17 protein-coding genes are annotated in these 19,003 nt (G+C 62.6%); 4 read left to right on the top strand and 13 right to left on the bottom strand.

Annotated elements, in window-relative coordinates; translation table 11 throughout:
- Positions 1 to 161: 161 nt before the first annotated feature.
- The 13 genes from NCS58_RS02495 to NCS58_RS02435 form a co-directional block, all read right to left on the bottom strand.
- Entirely contained in the window at positions 162 to 1,451 is a 1,290-nt protein-coding gene (locus tag NCS58_RS02495; RefSeq protein WP_061117837.1) for a phosphatidylserine/phosphatidylglycerophosphate/cardiolipin synthase family protein, read from the bottom strand.
- Entirely contained in the window at positions 1,448 to 1,924 is a 477-nt protein-coding gene (gene nudB, locus NCS58_RS02490) for a dihydroneopterin triphosphate diphosphatase (protein WP_250476275.1), read from the bottom strand. Before nudB ends, NCS58_RS02495 begins: the two co-directional genes overlap by 4 nt.
- A 108-nt stretch (positions 1,925 to 2,032) precedes the next feature.
- Entirely contained in the window at positions 2,033 to 3,835 is a 1,803-nt protein-coding gene (gene aspS, locus NCS58_RS02485; protein WP_250537776.1) for an aspartate--tRNA ligase, read from the bottom strand.
- Positions 3,836 to 3,929: 94 nt separating this feature from the next.
- Positions 3,930 to 4,592, bottom strand: a complete 663-nt coding sequence (locus tag NCS58_RS02480; RefSeq protein WP_061117840.1) for a DUF502 domain-containing protein — start codon at positions 4,590 to 4,592, stop codon at positions 3,930 to 3,932.
- A 134-nt stretch (positions 4,593 to 4,726) separates the two neighbouring features.
- Positions 4,727 to 5,071 carry an FmdB family zinc ribbon protein gene (locus NCS58_RS02475; RefSeq protein WP_250537775.1) on the bottom strand — a complete coding sequence of 115 codons (345 nt, stop codon included), beginning with the start codon at positions 5,069 to 5,071 and terminating at the stop codon, positions 4,727 to 4,729.
- Positions 5,072 to 5,215: 144 nt separating this feature from the next.
- Entirely contained in the window at positions 5,216 to 5,833 is a 618-nt protein-coding gene (locus tag NCS58_RS02470; RefSeq protein ID WP_250476273.1) for a methyltransferase domain-containing protein, read from the bottom strand.
- Between the two features lie 11 nt (positions 5,834 to 5,844).
- Positions 5,845 to 7,413: a ubiquinone biosynthesis regulatory protein kinase UbiB gene (gene ubiB, locus NCS58_RS02465; protein ID WP_061117843.1), complete on the bottom strand. Its 1,569-nt coding sequence runs from the start codon at positions 7,411 to 7,413 to the stop codon at positions 5,845 to 5,847.
- A 22-nt stretch (positions 7,414 to 7,435) separates the two neighbouring features.
- A complete protein-coding gene (locus tag NCS58_RS02460) occupies positions 7,436 to 8,107 on the bottom strand; it encodes an SCP2 domain-containing protein (RefSeq protein WP_061117895.1) in 672 nt (223 codons plus the stop codon).
- Between the two features lie 218 nt (positions 8,108 to 8,325).
- Positions 8,326 to 9,330 (bottom strand): Tim44 domain-containing protein, encoded by a 1,005-nt coding sequence (locus NCS58_RS02455; protein ID WP_250537774.1) that lies wholly within the window; start codon positions 9,328 to 9,330, stop codon positions 8,326 to 8,328.
- Between the two features lie 25 nt (positions 9,331 to 9,355).
- Positions 9,356 to 10,087 (bottom strand): bifunctional demethylmenaquinone methyltransferase/2-methoxy-6-polyprenyl-1,4-benzoquinol methylase UbiE, encoded by a 732-nt coding sequence (gene ubiE / locus NCS58_RS02450; RefSeq protein ID WP_250537773.1) that lies wholly within the window; start codon positions 10,085 to 10,087, stop codon positions 9,356 to 9,358.
- 83 nt (positions 10,088 to 10,170) lie between these two features.
- Positions 10,171 to 10,578 carry a gamma-butyrobetaine hydroxylase-like domain-containing protein gene (locus NCS58_RS02445; RefSeq protein ID WP_061117846.1) on the bottom strand — a complete coding sequence of 136 codons (408 nt, stop codon included), beginning with the start codon at positions 10,576 to 10,578 and terminating at the stop codon, positions 10,171 to 10,173.
- 9 nt (positions 10,579 to 10,587) lie between these two features.
- Positions 10,588 to 11,034, bottom strand: a complete 447-nt coding sequence (locus NCS58_RS02440) for an HIT family protein (RefSeq protein ID WP_061117847.1) — start codon at positions 11,032 to 11,034, stop codon at positions 10,588 to 10,590.
- A 35-nt stretch (positions 11,035 to 11,069) separates the two neighbouring features.
- On the bottom strand, positions 11,070 to 15,164 hold the full coding sequence (locus NCS58_RS02435) for an FAD/FMN-binding oxidoreductase (protein ID WP_250537772.1): 4,095 nt from the start codon (positions 15,162 to 15,164) through the stop codon (positions 11,070 to 11,072).
- A gap of 92 nt (positions 15,165 to 15,256) precedes the next feature.
- On the opposite strand from NCS58_RS02435, the gene NCS58_RS02430 reads away from it, so the two are divergent.
- The 4 genes from NCS58_RS02430 to queF all read left to right on the top strand — a co-directional run bounded on the left by NCS58_RS02430 (position 15,257) and on the right by queF (position 18,955).
- Entirely contained in the window at positions 15,257 to 15,460 is a 204-nt protein-coding gene (locus NCS58_RS02430; RefSeq protein ID WP_250476267.1) for a hypothetical protein, read from the top strand.
- A 229-nt stretch (positions 15,461 to 15,689) separates the two neighbouring features.
- Positions 15,690 to 17,213 (top strand): threonine ammonia-lyase, biosynthetic, encoded by a 1,524-nt coding sequence (gene ilvA, locus NCS58_RS02425; RefSeq protein WP_061117849.1) that lies wholly within the window; start codon positions 15,690 to 15,692, stop codon positions 17,211 to 17,213.
- Between the two features lie 6 nt (positions 17,214 to 17,219).
- On the top strand, positions 17,220 to 18,134 hold the full coding sequence (locus tag NCS58_RS02420) for a 5'-nucleotidase (protein ID WP_061117850.1): 915 nt from the start codon (positions 17,220 to 17,222) through the stop codon (positions 18,132 to 18,134).
- Positions 18,131 to 18,955, top strand: coding sequence for an NADPH-dependent 7-cyano-7-deazaguanine reductase QueF (gene queF, locus NCS58_RS02415; RefSeq protein WP_061117851.1), 825 nt, complete (start codon positions 18,131 to 18,133; stop codon positions 18,953 to 18,955). The genes NCS58_RS02420 and queF overlap by 4 nt, the downstream gene beginning before the upstream one ends.
- Positions 18,956 to 19,003 lie beyond the last annotated feature (48 nt).

Raw genomic sequence — 19,003 nt, 5'->3', positions numbered from 1 at the left:
AGGGCATGTCTATAGGATAAATCTCAACAATGCCTGCGCCCATTGTCGCGTTTTATGTACGGACTGCCTGTAAGTGACTGCCCGAGTTCCCGATTCGTGGGATCCTTTACCTGACGATGCTTGTAGTCCAGTATTCTTGCGCAATCGCTGCTAAATAGCAGTTAATCGTACTGACCAATGGTGATCATTTTCATCATGAGGCGATAAGTGTTGTACGCAAGCCAACTCAGCGCCCGCTCCGTAACAGGCCGCGACGCATAGTGTTTTTCATCGATCGGGCGGCCTTCGTCAAACGCCTGAAGAATGGCATCGTGCAATCCGGCGATTTCGGCGTGATTCACGAGCACCATGTTGGCCTCGTTGTTGAGCACGAGCGACAGCGCATCGAGGTTCGATGAGCCGATGGTGGCCCAATCCGCGTCGACGACCGCGACCTTGCCGTGAAGCATCGTCTTTTCATACTCGGCGATCCGCACGCCGTGCTTCAGCAGGTTGCCGTAGAGGAACGGCGTCGCGTAGTCGAGAGCCACGAATTCCTTGCGACCGATGACCAGCGACACGCGTACGCCACGCTCGGCCGCGTTGACGAGCGCGCGCCTCAACTTGCGCCCCGGCATGAAGTAAGGATTCGCGAGCAACACTTCGCTCTCGGCGTGGGCGATTGCCCGCAGATACGCCTTTTCGATCGCGCGACGATTCAGCAAGTTGTCGCGCGCGACGAACGCGATGCACGGCTGGTCCACCGCGTGAATTTCACCGAGCCGCGCGCGCCGGCGCGCCAGCATCGCGCGGCGTGCGTTCCATCGGCCGGGCCCGCGATCGTTTTCCTGCTGCTCGCAACCCGGCTGCGACGGCTGCCGCGGCTTCACGCCGAGCCGAATGCGCTGCCATTGAAGGTCGAACGCTTCGATCACGTCCTTCACGACGGGGCCTTGCGCCTCCATCGCGAAATCCCAGCGCGGCCGTTCGAGACGCGTGCCGTTCTGATCGTAGTCGTCGACGATATTGATGCCGCCGCAAAACGCATACGTCTCGTCGATCAGCGCGAGCTTGCGATGCGTGCGCGAGAAGCCGAGCGGCCCGAACAGCAGATGCGGGTTGTAAATACGATGCTCGACGCCGCGCTCCTGCCAGAGCTTGAACATCGGCAGATTGCTTTCCGTGCCGATGCCATCCGTGATCACACGCACCTTGAGGCCGCGTTCGGCGGCGCGCACGAGCGCATCGGAGACGGCGCGACCGATGTCGTCGTTGGCAAAGATGTACGTTTCCAGCGACACCGACTTGCGCGCGTTGTCGATCCGCTCGATCAACGCCGGGAAGAATTGCACGCCGCACTTGAAGAGCCGAACGTGGTTGCCGGACGTGAAGCAAAGGCGCGGCGGTCGACGGCCCAGAAACAGCGCCTGGCGCAGCCGCTTGAAACTGCGCCGTGGACGCAGTCCGATCATCGGTTATGCGCCGCGAGGCGCTCGGGCAATTGCAGGATGGCTTCCCGGTTCGACCACGAGAAGCATCGGTCGGCGGCCTCGCGAAACGGCAGCCACAGATGCGCGGTGTGCTCGCGCGGCGCGAGCGTCACTTCGAGACAATGCGGCACGAGCAGGCTGAACTGATGCTCGGTGTTGCGCGTGATGCCTTCGGCGTAACGATGCCGCCATTGCGGATAGATTTCGTACTGAATGCTGTGATGCCAGTCGAGCAGCGCGTTCTCGGGCACGAGCGTGCTGCCGATCACGATACCCGTCTCTTCCTCAACCTCGCGCGCGGCGGTCTCGATCAGCGGTTCGTCGATACGATCCTTCGAGCCTGTCACCGATTGCCAGAAACCCTTGTGATCCGCACGTTCGATGATGAGCACATCGAGTTCCGGCGTATGAATGACGACGAGCACGGATTCAGGGATTTTGGGCGGCTTCTGCATGTCTTTATGAATGCGCGTTTCATTATTTGTCTGTGCCCAAAGACTGTAACGCAAAAAGTGAAAAAGGCGCACCCGGCGCCTTTTTCATCACATCGACAACGAAGCGGCTCAGTGCGCCTTCTGCTCCGGCTGACGCAGACGGATGTGGAGCTCGCGCAACTGGCGCTCGTTCACTTCGCTCGGCGCCTGCGTGAGCAGATCCTGCGCGCGCTGCGTCTTCGGGAACGCGATCGTGTCGCGGATCGAATCGGCGCCGGACATCAACGTGACGATGCGGTCCAGACCGAACGCGATGCCGCCGTGCGGCGGCGCGCCATACTGAAGCGCGTCGAGCAGGAAGCCGAACTTCAGGCGCGCTTCTTCCGCGCCGATCTTCAGCGCGCGGAACACCTTGCTCTGCACGTCTTCCTGGAAGATACGCACCGAACCGCCGCCGATTTCCCAGCCGTTCAGCACCATGTCGTATGCCTTCGCAAGGCAGCGGCCCGGGTCGGTTTCGAGGTACTCGAGGTGCTCGTCCTTCGGGCTCGTGAACGGGTGATGCGCGGCCACGTAACGGTTCTCTTCCTCGTCGTACTCGAACATCGGGAAGTCGATGACCCACAACGGCTTCCAGCCGGTTTCGAGCAGGCCGGTCGCCTTGCCGAATTCCGAATGGCCGATCTTCAGGCGCAGCGCGCCGAGGCTGTCGTTCACGACCTTCGCGCGATCCGCCGCGAAGAAGATGATGTCGCCGTCCTGCGCCGCCGTGCGCTCCATGATCGCCGCGAGCGCCGCGTCATGCAGGTTCTTGACGATTGGGCTTTGCAGGCCGTCGCGGCCGCGGCTCTTGTCGTTGACCTTGATCCACGCGAGGCCCTTCGCGCCGTAGATGCGCACGAACTCCGTGTAGCCGTCGATGTCGCCGCGCGACAGTTCGCCGCCCTTCGGCACGCGCAGCGCCGCGACTCGGCCGTCCTTCGAGTTGGCCGGCATGCTGAACACCTTGAAGTCGACGTCCTTCACCGCATCCGTGAGGTCGGCAAATTCGAGCTTCACGCGCAGATCGGGCTTGTCCGAACCGAAGCGGCGCATCGCTTCCGAGTACAGCATGACCGGGAATTTTGCGGGCAGCGCGACGTCCATCGTCTCCTTGAAGACGTGACGGATCATCTCTTCGAACAGATCGCGGATTTCCTGCTCGTTCAGGAACGAGGTTTCGCAGTCGATCTGCGTAAATTCCGGCTGACGGTCGGCGCGCAGGTCTTCGTCGCGGAAGCATTTGGTGATCTGGTAGTAGCGGTCGAAGTTCGCGACCATCAGCAATTGCTTGAACAATTGCGGCGACTGCGGCAGCGCGAAGAACTGACCCGCGTTCACGCGCGATGGCACGAGGTAATCGCGCGCGCCTTCCGGCGTGCTCTTGGTCAGCATCGGCGTTTCGATGTCGATGAAGCCTTGCGCGTCGAGATACTTGCGCACTTCCATGGCGACGCGGTAGCGCAGGCGCAGGTTCTTCTGCATCTGCGGACGGCGCAGATCGAGCACGCGATGCGTGAGGCGCGTGGTCTCCGACAGGTTGTCGTCGTCGAGCTGGAACGGCGGCGTAACCGATGCGTTCAGCACGGTCAGCTCGTGGCACAGCACTTCGATCTTGCCGCTCGTGAGGTTCGCGTTGACCGTGCCTTCAGGACGCTCGCGCACGACGCCCTTCACCTGTACGCAGAATTCGTTGCGCACGCCTTCAGCCACCTTGAACATCTCGGCGCGGTCCGGATCGCAGACGACCTGAACGAGCCCTTCGCGATCGCGCAAGTCGATGAAGATAACGCCACCGTGATCGCGGCGGCGATGCACCCAGCCGCACAGCGAAACGGTTTGGCCCAGGCGGGCCTCGGTCACCAGACCGCAGTATTCAGATCGCATCGACATGATGTTTGTGTCTTTCGTTGTTCGTTGATCAACGGCTCGCGCGTTCGGGTCTCGCTCTTTCGGTCGGCGGACTCCAGGCTCGCGCGCGCCGGCATTACATCGGCGGCTCGGTGGGGCGGCGGGCGGGCGCGACCGGCGTCGGCGCGCTCGGGGCGGGGGCCACCACGCCCATCGAGACGATGTACTTCAGTGCGGCGTCGACGGTCATGTCCAGTTCGACCACTTCGCTTTTCGGCATCATGAGGAAGAAGCCGGACGTCGGGTTCGGCGTCGTCGGCACGTAGACGCTCACGTGCTCTTCGCCGAGATGATTCAGCACGTCGCCGCCCGGAATGCCTGTCAGAAAGCCAATGGTATACGAGCCCTTGCGCGGATATTCGATCAGCAGCGCCTTGCGGAACGCGTTACCGCTCGAAGAGAGCAACGTATCCGATACTTGTTTCACACTCGTATACAAAGGCCCGACCACCGGGATATGGCGCAGGATGGCGTCCCACCATTTCACGAGCTTCTGGCCAACGAAGTTCTGCGTCAATAATCCGACGATGAAAATGAAGGCAATCGTCAGCACGGCGCCCACGCCCGGCAGGTGAAAGCCGACGACGCGCTCGGGCTGCCACGATTCCGGAAGGAGCAGGAGCGTCTGGTCCATCGTCCCGATGACGAGGCCCAGTACCCACAAGGTGATCGCGAGCGGCACCAGCACGAGCAGGCCGGTGAGGAACACGGATTTCAGCGTAGTCTTTTTCGTGGTCATTTAACGGGGCGGAGGCTGCGCCGGCTCCCGATCGTGTCGGAAATCCGGCTTGGCAGGCGAGCCGCGCCCAAATTGCGCGCGGTCGGCGAGGTCATCTGCGCGCCATAGGCCAGGCGGACTGGCGATCCGGCGCTTCAGGCAGCGTCCGACGATGTGGAGGCGCCCGCCGCGGGCTTGGCGGCATCCGACGATGACGTGCTTGCCGGCGTTGCGTCGCCCGAATTCGCGTTGCCGGAGCCAGAGGTCGCAGCGTCCTCCGTTTTCGTTGCCGGTGCGCTGCCCTTCGAACCGTTATTGCCGCTTCGAAAATCGGTGACATACCAACCCGAGCCTTTCAGCTGGAATCCGGCGGCGGTCACCTGCTTCGAGAACGTATCCTTTCCGCAGGCAGGGCATTGCGTGAGCGGCGCATCGCTCAGTTTCTGAAGCACGTCTTTTTCGTGGCCGCAGTGTGCGCAGCGGTACGCGTAAATCGGCATGGCACTCTTCCTACAATGATCTGTCGACGCTTGCAAAGCCTTGAATTATAGCCGCAAACTTGACCCGCAATTTTCCGCAGGACGGGCACAAGCTTGATCGCCCGGTATTTCGGGGCGCCGTCGGCGGTTTTCAAGTCGGCCGGCTCAGATTCGTCGCCAGGTCATCCACCGTTCGCGGCCGGCGAATACGGGAATCGAGCCGCTCACCTCGCGGTCTTCGGTCAACTCGAAGTGCGGCGACAGCAGCGCGTCCAGTTCGCCGCGCCCGATGCCGAAAGGCGGCCCTTTCGGCGTCGACCCGATGAAAAAGAAGCCGGCGAGCAGCGCACCCGGTTCGAGCAACGCAGCCATCCGGGTGGCGTAGTCCTGCCAGCGGACTTTCGGCAGCGCGCACAGAAAGGCCCGTTCGTAAATCCAGTCGGGCGAAAAAGGCGGCGCGTATGCGAAGAAATCCGCCTCTTCGACGACGTCCGCATGCGCGCCGAGTCGCGCACGCGCCGCTTCAACGGCGCCCGAGGAGAAGTCGATCGCGCGCACCGGCCAGCCGCGTTCGGCCAGGTAAAGCGCTTCGTACGCGCTGCCGCAGCCTGGAATGAGCACATTCTGCGCATGGCGCGACTCGACGAACGTCTTGAACATTTCCGGGACGCCCGCCTGATCCCACGGCGTGAACCGTCGGTCGAAGCGTTCATCCCAAAAACCCGGCGAATTCGGATCGCGGTTCTGAAAATCGGGAACGTCTGGATTCGTCGGATCGCTCATGATGTCGGCGTTCAGTGAAGCAAAAACTGCGCGACCACGACACCCGCGCCCGCCATCGCAACGAGGCCGGCGACGAGCAGCGTCACCAGCAGGCGGTTCGTGCGCTTTTGCTCGGCTAAAAGCATCCGCATGAGTTCGTCACTGCCGCTCCTCGGCGCGTCGTGGCGCTCCGCAAGAATATGGTGAACCAGTCGCGGCAACTGTGGAATCGTCTTGCTCCACTGCGGCGCTTCCATCTGCAGGCGCTCGTACCAGCCGCGCCAGCCAATCTGCTCGTTCATCCAGCGCTCGAGATACGGCTTGGCCGTTTTCCACAGATCGAGCTCCGGGTCGAGGGAGCGCCCGAGCCCTTCGACGTTGAGCATCGTCTTTTGCAGCAGTACGAGTTGCGGCTGGATCTCGACGTTGAAGCGGCGCGACGTCGAGAAAAGGCGCATCAGCACCTGCCCGAGCGAAATGTCCTTCAGCGCGCGATCGAAGTACGGCTCGCACACCGCGCGAATCGCGCTTTCCAGCTCCTCGACGCGCGTGCTCGGCGGCACCCAGCCGGATTCCAGATGCAGCGTCGCGACACGGTGATAGTCGCGCTTGAAGAACGCCAGAAAATTCTGGGCGAGGTAGTTCTTGTCGAAGTCCGACAACGCCCCGACGATGCCGAAGTCCAGCGCGATATAACGCCCGAACGTCGCCGGATCAAGGCTGACCTGAATGTTGCCGGGGTGCATGTCGGCGTGGAAGAAGCCGTCGCGGAACACTTGCGTGAAGAAAATCTCGACGCCCTCGCGCGCGAGCTTCGGGATATCGACGCCGGCCGCACGCAGCGTTTCCACCTGGCTGATCGGCACGCCGACCATGCGCTCCATGACGAGCACCGTCGGCGCCGACAGATCCCAGTACATTTCCGGCACTTGCAGCAGATCGAGGCCCTGGAAGTTTCGGCGCAACTGGCTGCCGTTGGCGGCCTCGCGCATCAGGTCGAGCTCGTCGTGCAGATATTTGTCGAATTCGGCGACGACTTCGCGCGGCTTCAGGCGACGGCCGTCCGCCCACAGGCGCTCGGCCCACGTCGCGATATCGCGCAGCAACGCGAGGTCGGAGTCGATCACGGGAAGCATGCCCGGGCGCAGCACCTTCACCGCAACCGACTTGCCCGCGTGCTCGCCGTACCTGATCTTCGCGAAATGCACCTGCGCGATCGACGCGCTCGCCACCGGCACGCGCTCGAAATCGTCGAACAGTTCGTCGATGGGCGCACCGAGCGACTTTTCGATGATGGACACCGCCACCGCCGAATCGAACGGCGGAACCTGATCCTGAAGCTTGGCGAGTTCATTGGCGACATCGACGGGCAAAAGATCGCGCCGCGTCGACAGCACCTGCCCGAACTTCACGAAGATCGGTCCGAGGCTTTCCAGCGCGAGCCGCAGACGGATGCCGCGCTCGATCTCGAACCGGCGGCCGAAGGTCGTGATGCGCATGAGAAAGCGCACGCGTCGATCGTCGATGCCGCTCATCACGAGTTCATCGAGCCCGAAGCGGACGATCGTGAAAAAAATCTTGAGAAAACGCAGAAAACGCATGGTTCGAATTCGCTTCAGCTCGTTATTCGTGCGAGTCGCGCACAGACTCGCCGCCGGTTCGCGCTGAGGCACCGCTTGCCGGCCGTGGTTGTTCGGTTCGTTGTCCGCTTTGTTGCTCGATTCTTTCGATGCGCTTTTCGACGCGCGCAAGCGCATCGCGCGTTCTCGAAAGCTCGGCGTTGAACGCGTCGAGCGCGCTCTTGCGCACGAGTTGCGGCCGCTCGTCGAGGAAGTATTCGGTGAAAGTGTCCAGCAGATTCCGCCCGGTGCGCTGCGCCTGCTCCTGCACCGCCCGCGCGACGAGTCCCACGCGATGCGCAGGCGCGTCGCCGATCACGCGCGCCAGATCCTCTTCGGGATCCCAGCGCAGATGCTCCGCGAGCTTTGCGAGGGTCGTCGCAAACTCCGCGTCGCCTTCGATCCGGACATGCTTCATCACCGCGGCCTGACCGCCTTGCAGAAATACCGGCAGCGCGTCGAGCGGAACGGCGATCGTCACGTCGAATGCGCCCGCCTCGGCGTCGGTGGTCGCGGCAAAAAGGCCATCAGCTTGCACCGCGAGCGCGATCGAAACCGGCGTGCACGACAGCTTCACACGCTTGCTCGCGTACGGCTTGAGGCGTTCGAGCGCCCAAGGCTCACGCACGAGCAGATGATTCACGGCGGCCGCGAATCCACTGGATACGGTCTTCATGGCGGGATTTGCTACGGAACGGGCGGATTCGTCTGCGTTCGTCATCGATTCGGAGATAAAAAAACCCGCGCAAGCGGTGGCTCGCGCGGGTCCTATTCTACGGGGTAAATCTGCGCGAGACGCTTTCGCGCGGTTTCCCATAACTATCTCGACATACGCTGCGCAGACCGCGCCGGACAGCAACGCGGTGGCGCTCTACAGATTTGCGCTTGCCGGCATCAACTTACCTGCTGAATCCCCGCCAGCAGCCAGCCTTCATTGCCGACTTTTTGCTTCGACAGGTTCCACACCTCGACGAACGGCTCTGCCGCCGCGCCTTCCGACTCGCGGATGAGACCGTGGAAGCGCACGCTAGCGAGGTACTCGTTCGGGCGATCTTCGACGCCTAGCAGATCGGCGTTGAGCTGCACCACGTCCGTGCGGTTCGGCGCGCTGCCGCGGGCATCGACGTCGAGTTTCACTTCGGCGAACATTTCGGGCGTCGTGAATTCGCGGATGTCGTTGACATTGCCGCGGTCCCACGCGTCCTGAAGTCGCACGAAGTATACCTTCGCGTTACGCAAGAATGCGTCGGTGTCGAAGCCAGCCGGCACGTTTGGATTCACGGCCGGTTGCGGCGCCGCGGATTCGATGTAGTTCGCGCCGAAGCCGCTCGGCTGTTGCGGCACTTGCGGCGGGTCTTGGTTCAGGCTCGTGCGCGCGGAGGCGCCGTACGGCGAACCCGAGGCCGAACCCGCACCAGCGTATGCAGGCGTGTTATTGCCCTGACGCTTGCGCATGATGAAGCGGAACAGCATGACGGCCGCCAGCACGATCAAGGCAATGATGATCATGTTGGCCATCGCGCCGGCGAACGCTTCGCCCAGCCCGAAGTGCGACAGCAGCGCCGCGATACCGAGACCCGCCGCAAGACCGGCAATCGGTCCGAGCCAGCGATTGCGCGCGGGTTGCGCCGCTGCCGGTGCAGCGGGCGCGGGCTGGGCGCGCTGAGCCTGCGCCGCCTGCCCCTGCTGCATGGATTGCGACGGCGGCGTGGCTTGATGCTGCTGCGTCGCCGTGGCCGACTGACGGCCCATGCTGCGGCCGCTGCCCATGCGCTTGGCTTCCGCCGTTTCCGCGAAGATTGCGCCGGCCGCAATAACGCCAGCCAGCGCCAAGATTCCGGCCTTCCTGAAAAAGAAGCTCAGGAAACCCCGGGATTGGGGTTTGCGCGAATCGAACATATCGAATCCTTAAGAGAGTGGAACACTAAAATTTTGTCCCGACGTGTAACGCTACCACGCCACCTGACAAATTGTAATATTCGACTCGATCCAGGCCTGCTTGTTCCATCATCGTTTTCAAAGTTTCCTGGTCCGGGTGCATGCGGATCGACTCGGCGAGGTACCGATAGCTGTCCGCATCTTTGGCCACTTTTTCGCCAAGCCACGGCAAAATCTTGAAACTGTAGATATCGTACGGCTTTTTGAGCGGTTCCCACACCTTCGAGAATTCCAGCACGAGAAGCTTGCCACCCGGCTTCAGCACGCGGGTCATTTCCGCCAGCGCACGGTCCTTGTGCGTCATATTACGAAGACCGAAAGCAACCGTAACAACATTGAAATAATTGTTTGGGAACGGAATCTTCTCCGCGTCGCACAGCAATGCGGGCGTCAGCACGCCTTTGTCGATAAGCCGGTCGCGGCCCACCCGCAGCATCGATTCGTTGATGTCCGTGTGCCAGACTTCGCCGGTTTCGCCTGCCTGCCTGGCAAAGGCCATCGCCAGATCACCCGTGCCGCCCGCGATATCCAGCACCTTGTAGCCCGCCCGCACCTTGGCCTGCCCGATCGTGAAGTGCTTCCAGATCCGATGCAGTCCGCCGGACATCAGGTCGTTCATCAAGTCGTAGTTGCCAGCAACGGAGTGGAACACGCCCGCCACTTTCTTCGCCTTGTCCTGCTCGTCGACCGTTTCGTATCCGAAGTGGGTCTTGCTCATCGCGCTCTTCCTCGCCTGTTGTTCGTTCTATGTATGCGCAATCGTCGCGCCGGCTGTGCGGCCGTATGCCGCAGCCTTGATGCTTAGTGGCAGTGGCCACCGGTTGGTTTGGCTGCCATCGGCGTGTCGCGGTCCACGCCCGCGGCTTCCAGTTTCGCCAGATACTCGCGCCACAATTGGTCCTGCCGCGTCGCCAGGTTGTGCAGGATGTCCCAGGAATAGATGCCCGTATTGTGGCCGTCCGAAAAATTCAGTTGCAGCGCGTAATGCCCGACCGGATCGATGCCGATGATCGTCACCTCGCGCTTGCCGGTCTGCAGGGTTTCCTGGCCCGGTCCGTGGCCCTGCACTTCAGCGGAAGGTGAGTAGACACGCAGCAACTCGAACGGCACGCGATACGACTCCCCGCCGTATTGCAGTTCGAGCACGCGGGATTTCGAATGCACGACGACGCCGGTGGGAATCGGCGTCGTTGAAGTGAGTCCGCTCATGATGTCGTCTTATGGGTGACCAACCTGCGGGCCGAACGCCTGGTTCAGCTCGTTGCGCACCTGCTCGCGCAAGAGCGTCGCCTGCGCGCGGCGTTTCGATAGCTGCGATTCGGACACCGTGCGCTGGCGTGGCGCCCAGATCGGCAGAGGGAAGCGGGAATCGTTGGAAAAGCGTGGAATGATGTGCCAGTGGACGTGCGGCACCTGATTACCGAGGCTCGCCAGATTGATCTTCTCCGGCACGAGCACGCGGCGCATCGCGCGCTCGACGCCGTTCACGGCCGTCATCACGCGCGCACGGTCACCATCCGATAAATCGGACATTTCGGCGACATGCGCGCCCCAGATCACGCGGCACAGTCCCGGCCAGTCGGGCTCGTCAGCGAGGACGACGCGCAATGCGTCGTCCGACCACAGCACCTCACCGCCGTCTTCACGGCAAAACACACAGTCCATCTTGAACCTCTAGCGAATCAACCTCGATTTCGCTATTACACCAGCACGCGCTCGATACCGCCATTGTTCGCGCTTTCGACATACTGTTCCATCCAGTTTTCGCCGAGCACCTTGCGCGCCATTTCCACGACGATATAGTCCGCCTCGATGTTGGCGTCCTCGTTGTAGCGCGACAGGCCCTGCAAGCACGACGGGCAGCTCGTGAGGATTTTCACGTCCTGGCCATTCGGTTGCGGACCTTCGCCGGCCTTGAGCACCGAGCCCGGTTGCGCGCCCGCCGCACCGGCCGCCGCGTTCGCCATGTTGATGGCGTTCGCGCCCGCTTCGGCGACGAGCGGGATTCCGCGCAACCTGGCCGCGCCCTTGCGGATCTCCTCTTCCTTGCGGAAGCGCACTTGCGTCGAAATGTCCGGCCGCGTGACCGCCAGCGTGCCCGACTCGCCGCAGCAACGATCGTTCTTCTCGATCTTGTAGCCGTCGTTCTTGGAGCCCATCAGGTCGTTGACGAGCTTGACCGGGTCCATTGTCTTGATCGGCGAGTGACACGGGTCGTGGTACATGTAGCGCGTGCCCGTCACGCCGTCGAGCTTGATGTTCTTTTCGAGCAGGAATTCGTGAATGTCGATGATCCGGCAGCCCGGGAAGATCTTCTCGAATTCATAGCCCGCAAGCTGGTCATAGCAGGTTCCGCACGACACGACCACGGTCTTGATATCGAGATAGTTCAGCGTATTCGCGACCCGATGGAACAGCACCCGATTGTCCGTGACGATCTTCTCGGCCTTGTCGTACTGCCCCGAGCCGCGCTGCGGATAACCGCAGCACAGATAGCCCGGCGGCAGCACGGTCTGCACGCCCGCTTCCCACAACATGGCCTGCGTCGCGAGCCCGACTTGCGAGAACAGGCGCTCCGAGCCGCAGCCGGGGAAATAGAACACGGCTTCCGAATCGACGGTAGTCGTCTTCGGATTTCGGATGATCGGGACGATCTTGTTGTCTTCGATATCCAGCAGCGCGCGCGCCGTCTTCTTAGGCAGATTGCCCGGCATCTTCTTGTTCATGAAGTGGATCACCTGCGTGACCACGGGCGGCTTGCCGACCGTCGCGGGCGGTTTCGCCGTCTGCTTCTTCGCGAACTTCTTCAGCACGTCGTTGCCGAAGCGCTGCGCCTTGTAGCCGACACCCATCATCGCGGTGCGCGCGAGATTGATGGTCTGCGGATTCGTCGCATTGAGGAAGAACATGCCCGCCGCGTTGCCCGCGTTGAACTTCTTCTTGCCCATCTTGCGCAAAAGATTGCGCATGTTCATCGTGACATCGCCGAAGTCGATCTTCACCGGGCACGGCGTCACGCATTTATGGCAGACCGTGCAGTGATCGGCGACGTCGTTGAACTCGTCCCAATGCTTGATCGATACGCCGCGGCGCGTCTGCTCTTCATACAGGAACGCCTCGACCAGCAGCGAAGTCGCGAGAATCTTGTTGCGCGGGCTGTACAGCAGGTTCGCGCGCGGCACGTGCGTCGCGCAGACCGGCTTGCACTTGCCGCAGCGCAGGCAGTCCTTTATCGAATCGGAAATCGCGCCGATATCCGACTGCTGCATGATGAGCGACTCGTAGCCCATCAGCCCGAAGCTCGGCGTGTAGGCGTTGCGCAGGTCCGCCCCTTCGAACAGCTTGCCCTTGTTGAAGCGACCGTGCGGATCGACGCGCTGCTTGTACGCGCGGAAATCGCCGATTTCCTCTTCGGTCAGAAACTCCAGCTTGGTGATGCCGATACCGTGCTCGCCCGAAATCACGCCATCGAGCGAACGCGCGAGCTTCATGATGCGCGCCACCGCGTGATGCGCGTCCTGCAGCATCTCGTAGTTGTCGGAGTTGACGGGAATGTTGGTGTGCACGTTGCCATCGCCCGCATGCATGTGCAGCGCGACGAACACGCGTCCGCGCAGAACCTGCTTGTGGATGGCCTGCGCTTCGTCGAGGATCGGCTTGAATTCGCCGCCGTTGAAGATCTGGCGCAGTTCCGCGCGAATCTCCTGCTTCCACGAAATGCGCACCGTGCGATCCTGCGCGACGTGGAAGATGTTCGCATCCGGCTGCACGTCAACGCGATCCGCGAGCTTTTCGGCGAGCGCTGCGTAGCCGAGATTGACGAGATAGTGCTGCGCCTCGCGCAACGGCATGTCGAGCTTTTCGCTGACGAAGGTCCAGCGCTCGCGCACGCGCTTGAGCAGGTCGAGCGCCTGCTGCACGCGATCTTCGAGGAGTTCGGCGCTGGGAATTTCGTTCGCGTCGTCGGTCTTGCCGAGCGGCAGCTTGCCGGTGCGGAAGAACGCTTCGAGCGCATCGACGAGTTGCAGCTTGTTCTTGATCGACAGCTCGATATTGATGCGCTCGATGCCGTCCGTGTACTCACCCATGCGGTTGAGCGGGATCACGACGTCTTCGTTGATCTTGAACGCGTTCGTATGCTTTGCGATCGCCGCGGTGCGCGAGCGGTCGAGCCAGAAACGCTTGCGCGCCTCGGCGTTCACGGCGACGAAGCCTTCGCCGCTCTTGCCGTTGGCCATGCGCACGACTTCGGAAGTCGCGGCGGCGACGGCATCGGCGTCATTGCCGACGATATCGCCGATCAGCACCATCTTCGGGAAAGCATTGCGCTTGCTCTTGGTCGCGTAGCCGACCGCGCGCAGATAGCGCTCATCGAGATGCTCCAGGCCGGCGAGAATCGCGCCGCCCTGCTTCGACGTTTCGAAGAGATAGTCCTTGATCTCCACGATGCTCGGAATTGCGTCGCGCGCCTGACCGAAGAATTCGAGGCAAACGGTGCGCGTGTGCGCGGGCATCTTGTGCAGGATCCAGCGCGCGGACGTGATCAGCCCGTCGCAGCCTTCCTTCTGCACGCCGGGAAGGCCGGCGAGGAATTTGTCGGTGACGTCCTTGCCGAGCCCTTCCTTGCGGAACGTGCGGCCGGTGATGTCGAGATTTTCGGTACGCAGAAGTTTCTCGCCCGGCGGACGATTGCCGTCGAACCAGTCGAGCCGGAAGCGCGCCACTTCGACGTCGTGAATCTTGCCGCAGTTGTGATCCAGACGCGTGACTTCGAGCCAGTTGCCTTCCGGATCGACCATGCGCCACCACGCGAGGTTGTCGAGCGCCGTGCCCCACAACACGGCCTTCTTGCCGCCCGCGTTCATCGCGACATTGCCGCCGACGCACGAGGCATCGAGCGAAGTCGGATCGACGGCGAACACGAAGCCCGCCTGCTCGGCCGCCTCGGTGACGCGCCGTGTGACGACGCCCGCGCCGGAGAAAATCGTCGCGACCTTGTGATCGACGCCCGGCAGATCGGTCATTTCGACGGGACCGAGCTGCTCGAGCTTTTCCGTGTTGATGACGGCCGAGAACGGCGTGAGCGGAATCGCGCCGCCCGTATAGCCGGTGCCGCCGCCGCGCGGGATGACGGTGAGTCCCAGTTCGAAGCACGCCTTGATCAGGCCGGCGATTTCGCCTTCGGTGTCCGGCGTCAGCACGACGAACGGGTATTCGACGCGCCAGTCCGTCGCGTCGGTGACGTGCGAGACGCGCGACAGGCCATCGAACTTGATGTTGTCTTTCTGCGTCTCCTTGCCCAGCACGCGCGAAGCGCGCCGGCGCAAGTCGGCCATGCTGCCGAACTCGGAGGCGAAGTCGTCGACGGCGCGGCGCGCGGCGGTAATCAGCAACTGCACGCGCTCGGCGCGCTCGCGGCTGCCGGCTTCGTCGCTATGCGCGGTGAGATCGGCGCTGCGGCGCTTATCGATCTCCGTGAGCCGGTGATTCAGCGCCTCGACCAGCAGCGCGCGGCGCTTCGGGTTGTCCAGCAGGTCGTCCTGGAGATACGGATTGCGCCGCACGACCCAGATATCGCCGAGCACTTCGTACAGCATGCGCGCGGAGCGGCCCGTGCGGCGCTCGTTGCGAAGTTCGTCGAGCACGGCCCAGGCTTCGTCGCCCAGGAGCCGCATGACGATTTCACGATCGGAGAACGACGTGTAGTTATAGGGGATTTCGCGCAGACGGGGCTCGACATCGAGCGCCAAGGCGGCATGGGCGCCGTTCGGATCGAAGGCTTGAGGTGCGTTCATGTTCGACGGTTCGGTGTGCCGGCGGGCGCGCTTCGAAAAGCGGAAACGCCGACGATGCGCGTGGGGGCGCAAATTTTCGAATGAGACTTATCTTGGCGAAGGCCGCCGGGTCACGCAGCGTGAAACGCGGCGAAGTGAACTCCATCACGGCGCCTTCGATGTGCCCTGGATCAACGCCACGATCGCGCGCGGCGCGCATGCCGCTCGGCCGCCGGGTGCGACGCGCGGGAGACATGCGCCCAAAAATCGATCCGAAGCTGCCGGTGCATCTGCCGATCCTGATTGCTGATTCGTAAAAGGAAATTCTAACTCATCGCGGTGACGCGCGTTCGCGGTTGCTAGCAGCGAGAAGGGGCTTTTGCGTGCGCATTCGCGACGCGTTCGTGTCATTTTCGACGCTTTTTTGCACGACCGTCCGGACGGTAGAAACGCATGGCGTGCCCGGAAGGCGCGCGGTTGGCGCTATCATTGATGCTTTCGCCCTCAAAAACCCGCGCGCACCGTTGCCGCGTGACGATTCCACGCATGACACATCCCGACTACCTGAAGAAAGTGCTGACCGCGCGCGTGTACGACGTCGCGCGGGAGAGCGAGCTCGAACCCGCGCGCATCCTGTCGGCGCGTCTGCGCAATTCCGTGTTCCTGAAGCGCGAGGACAACCAGCCGGTGTTCTCCTTCAAAATTCGCGGCGCTTACAACAAGATGGCGAATCTGTCGGCGGACGAACTCGCGCGCGGCGTGATCACGGCGTCGGCGGGCAATCATGCGCAGGGTGTGGCGCTGTCGGCGGCGCGGCTCGGCTGCCGTGCGGTGATCGCAGTGCCGACCACGACCCCGCAGGTCAAGATCGACGCGATCCGCGCGCATGGCGGACCGACCGTCGAAGTGGTGCTCGCGGGCGAATCGTACAGCGACGCGTACGCGCGCGCCGTGCAGCTTCAGGAAGAGCGCGGCCTGACCTTCGTGCACCCGTTCGACGATCCGGAGGTGATCGCCGGACAGGGCACTATTGCCATGGAGATCCTGCGCCAGCACCAGGCCCCGATTCACGCGATCTTCGTGCCGATCGGCGGCGGTGGACTCGCGGCGGGCGTCGCGGCGTACATCAAGGCGGTGCGGCCGGAGATCAAGGTGATCGGCGTGCAGACCGAGGATTCCTGCGCGATGGCGCAGTCGATCGAGGCCGGCAAACGCATCACGCTGAACGAAGTCGGGCTGTTTTCGGATGGCACGGCGGTGAAGCTCGTCGGCGAGGAGACGTTCCGGCTGTGCAACGAATTGCTCGATGAAGTCGTCACCGTCGATACCGACGCGCTTTGCGCAGCGATCAAGGACGTGTTTCAGGACACCCGCAGCGTGCTCGAGCCGGCGGGATCGCTCGCTGTCGCGGGCGCCAAGCTCTACGCGGAGCGCGAAGGCATCGAAGGCAAGACGCTCGTCGCGGTGACGTCGGGCGCGAACATGAACTTCGACCGCATGCGCTTCGTCGCGGAGCGCGCGGAAGTCGGCGAGGCGCGCGAAGCCGTGTTCGCCGTGACGATTCCCGAGGAGCGCGGCAGCTTCAGGCGCTTCTGCGAGCTCGTCGGCACACGCAGCGTGACGGAATTCAACTACCGCATTGCCGATGAAAAGGCCGCGCATATCTTCGTCGGCGTGCAGATCAAGTCGCGCAAGGAAACGGCGCAGATGATGTCGTCGTTCGTCGAGCATGGTTTCGCGACGGTCGACCTGTCGCACGATGAACTTTCGAAACAGCACATCCGTTACATGGTCGGCGGTCATTCGCCGCTCGCGCGGGACGAACGCCTGCTGCGCTTCGAATTCCCGGAGCGCCCGGGCGCGCTGATGAAGTTCCTGTCGTCGATGGCGCCGGACTGGAACATCAGCCTGTTCCATTATCGGAATCAGGGCGCGGATACCAGCTCGATTCTCGTCGGCATTCAGGTGCCGCAGTCGGACAACGCGGAGTTCGAGCGCTTCCTCGCGACGCTCGGCTATCCGTGGTGGGACGAAGGCGCGAACCCGGTGTACAAGCTGTTCCTGGCTTAAGCAGCGATGCCGAAGTTCACGCTCGAAGACAAGCTCGTCGTCGCGATTTCGTCGCGCGCGCTTTTCGATTTCGAGGAAGAGAACCGCGTCTTCGAGACGGGCGATCTCGCCCAATACGAAGCGTTGCAACGTTCACGGCTGGAGACGCCCGCGAAGCCGGGCGTCGCGTTCGGGCTGATCCGCAAGCTGCTCGCGCTCAACGCGGGCGAGCAGCGCGTCGAAGTGGTGATTCTGTCGCGCAGCGATCCGATCAGCGGTCTGCGCGCGTTTCATTCGTGCCGCGAGCATGGTCTCGCGATCGAGCGCGGCGTGTTCACGCGCGGCCGCTCGCCGTTCGCGTATCTGAAGCCGCTGCGGGCGTCGCTGTTTCTGTCGGCGAATCCGCACGATGTGCGCGACGCGCTCGCCGCCGGTTTTCCAGCTGCGCGCGTACTGCCGGAAACGCCGCGCGCCGCGAGCCGTTATGCGGACGAGATTCGCATCGCGTTCGACGGCGACGCCGTTCTGTTCTCCGACGAAGCCGAGCGCATCTTTCAGAGCGAGGGGCTCGGCGCGTTCGTCGGCCACGAAACGCAAAAGAAGGATTCGCCGCTTCCCGGCGGCCCGCTCAAACCGCTGCTGGCGGCGTTGAACAAGTTGCAGCGCATCGCCGACGACAACGAAAGCAAGTCGCCGATGCACATCCGCACCGCGCTCGTCACCGCGCGCTCCGCGCCCGCGCATGAGCGCGCGATCCGCACGCTGATGGCCTGGGACATCGAAATCGACGAAGCGATGTTTCTCGGCGGCCTCGACAAAGGCGAATTCCTGCGAGAATTCGAGCCCGATTTTTTCTTCGACGATCAAATTCGCCACTGCGAATCGGCCCGCGTCGTCACCGCGACGGGGCATGTTCTCAGCGGCATTGCGAACGCATCATGACACCCGATCAATCTCCGCTCGGCAAGCCCGTCCACTACACCGAACAGTACGACGCATCGTTGCTGTTTCCGATCGATCGCAAGCGCGCGCGCGATTCGATCGGCGTGCCCGCGCGTCTGCCATTCTTCGGCACGGATATCTGGAACGCCTATGAATTGTCGTGGCTGAACCGGCGCGGCAAGCCGCAGGTGGCGGTCGCGACCTTCTTCGTGCCGGCGGACTCGCCGAATATCGTGGAGTCGAAGTCGTTCAAGCTGTATCTCGGCTCGTTCGCGCAGACGCAGTTCGATTCCATCGACGACGTGCGCGCCGCCATCAAACGCGACGTATCCGCGATCTGCGGCGCGACGGTGTCGGTACAGCTCGCGGCGCCCGGCGACTTCGGCAAGCTGACGATGGAAGAATTCGACGGTTTGTCTCTGGATCGACTCGATCTCGATTGCGAGGTTTTCACGCCGGATCCGTCGCTCCTGAAGGCGGCGCACGACGAAACGCCGACCGATGAGACGCTGTTCTCGAATCTGTTGAAATCGAACTGCCCGGTGACGGGACAGCCGGACTGGGGCAGCGTGCAGATTCGCTACTACGGCGGACAGATCGATCATGCGGGATTGTTGCGATACATAGTTTCTTATCGCGGACATACCGGGTTCCATGAGCAATGCGTCGAGCGCATCTTTATGGACATCATGCGGGAATGCAGACCGGAGCGGCTGGCGGTGTATGCCCGATACACGCGGCGCGGCGGGCTCGACATCAACCCGTTTCGGACGAACTTCAATCTGCCGATGCCGGATAATGCGCGGCTGGCGCGGCAGTAAAACAGATTAATGATGACGCGGCTCTGCTTTCGATGAACCAGAGCCGCG

The sequence above is a fragment of the Caballeronia sp. INML3B genome (assembly GCF_023631305.1).
Lineage (GTDB): Bacteria > Pseudomonadota > Gammaproteobacteria > Burkholderiales > Burkholderiaceae > Caballeronia > Caballeronia turbans.
This window is presented reverse-complemented; position numbering and strand designations above follow the sequence as displayed.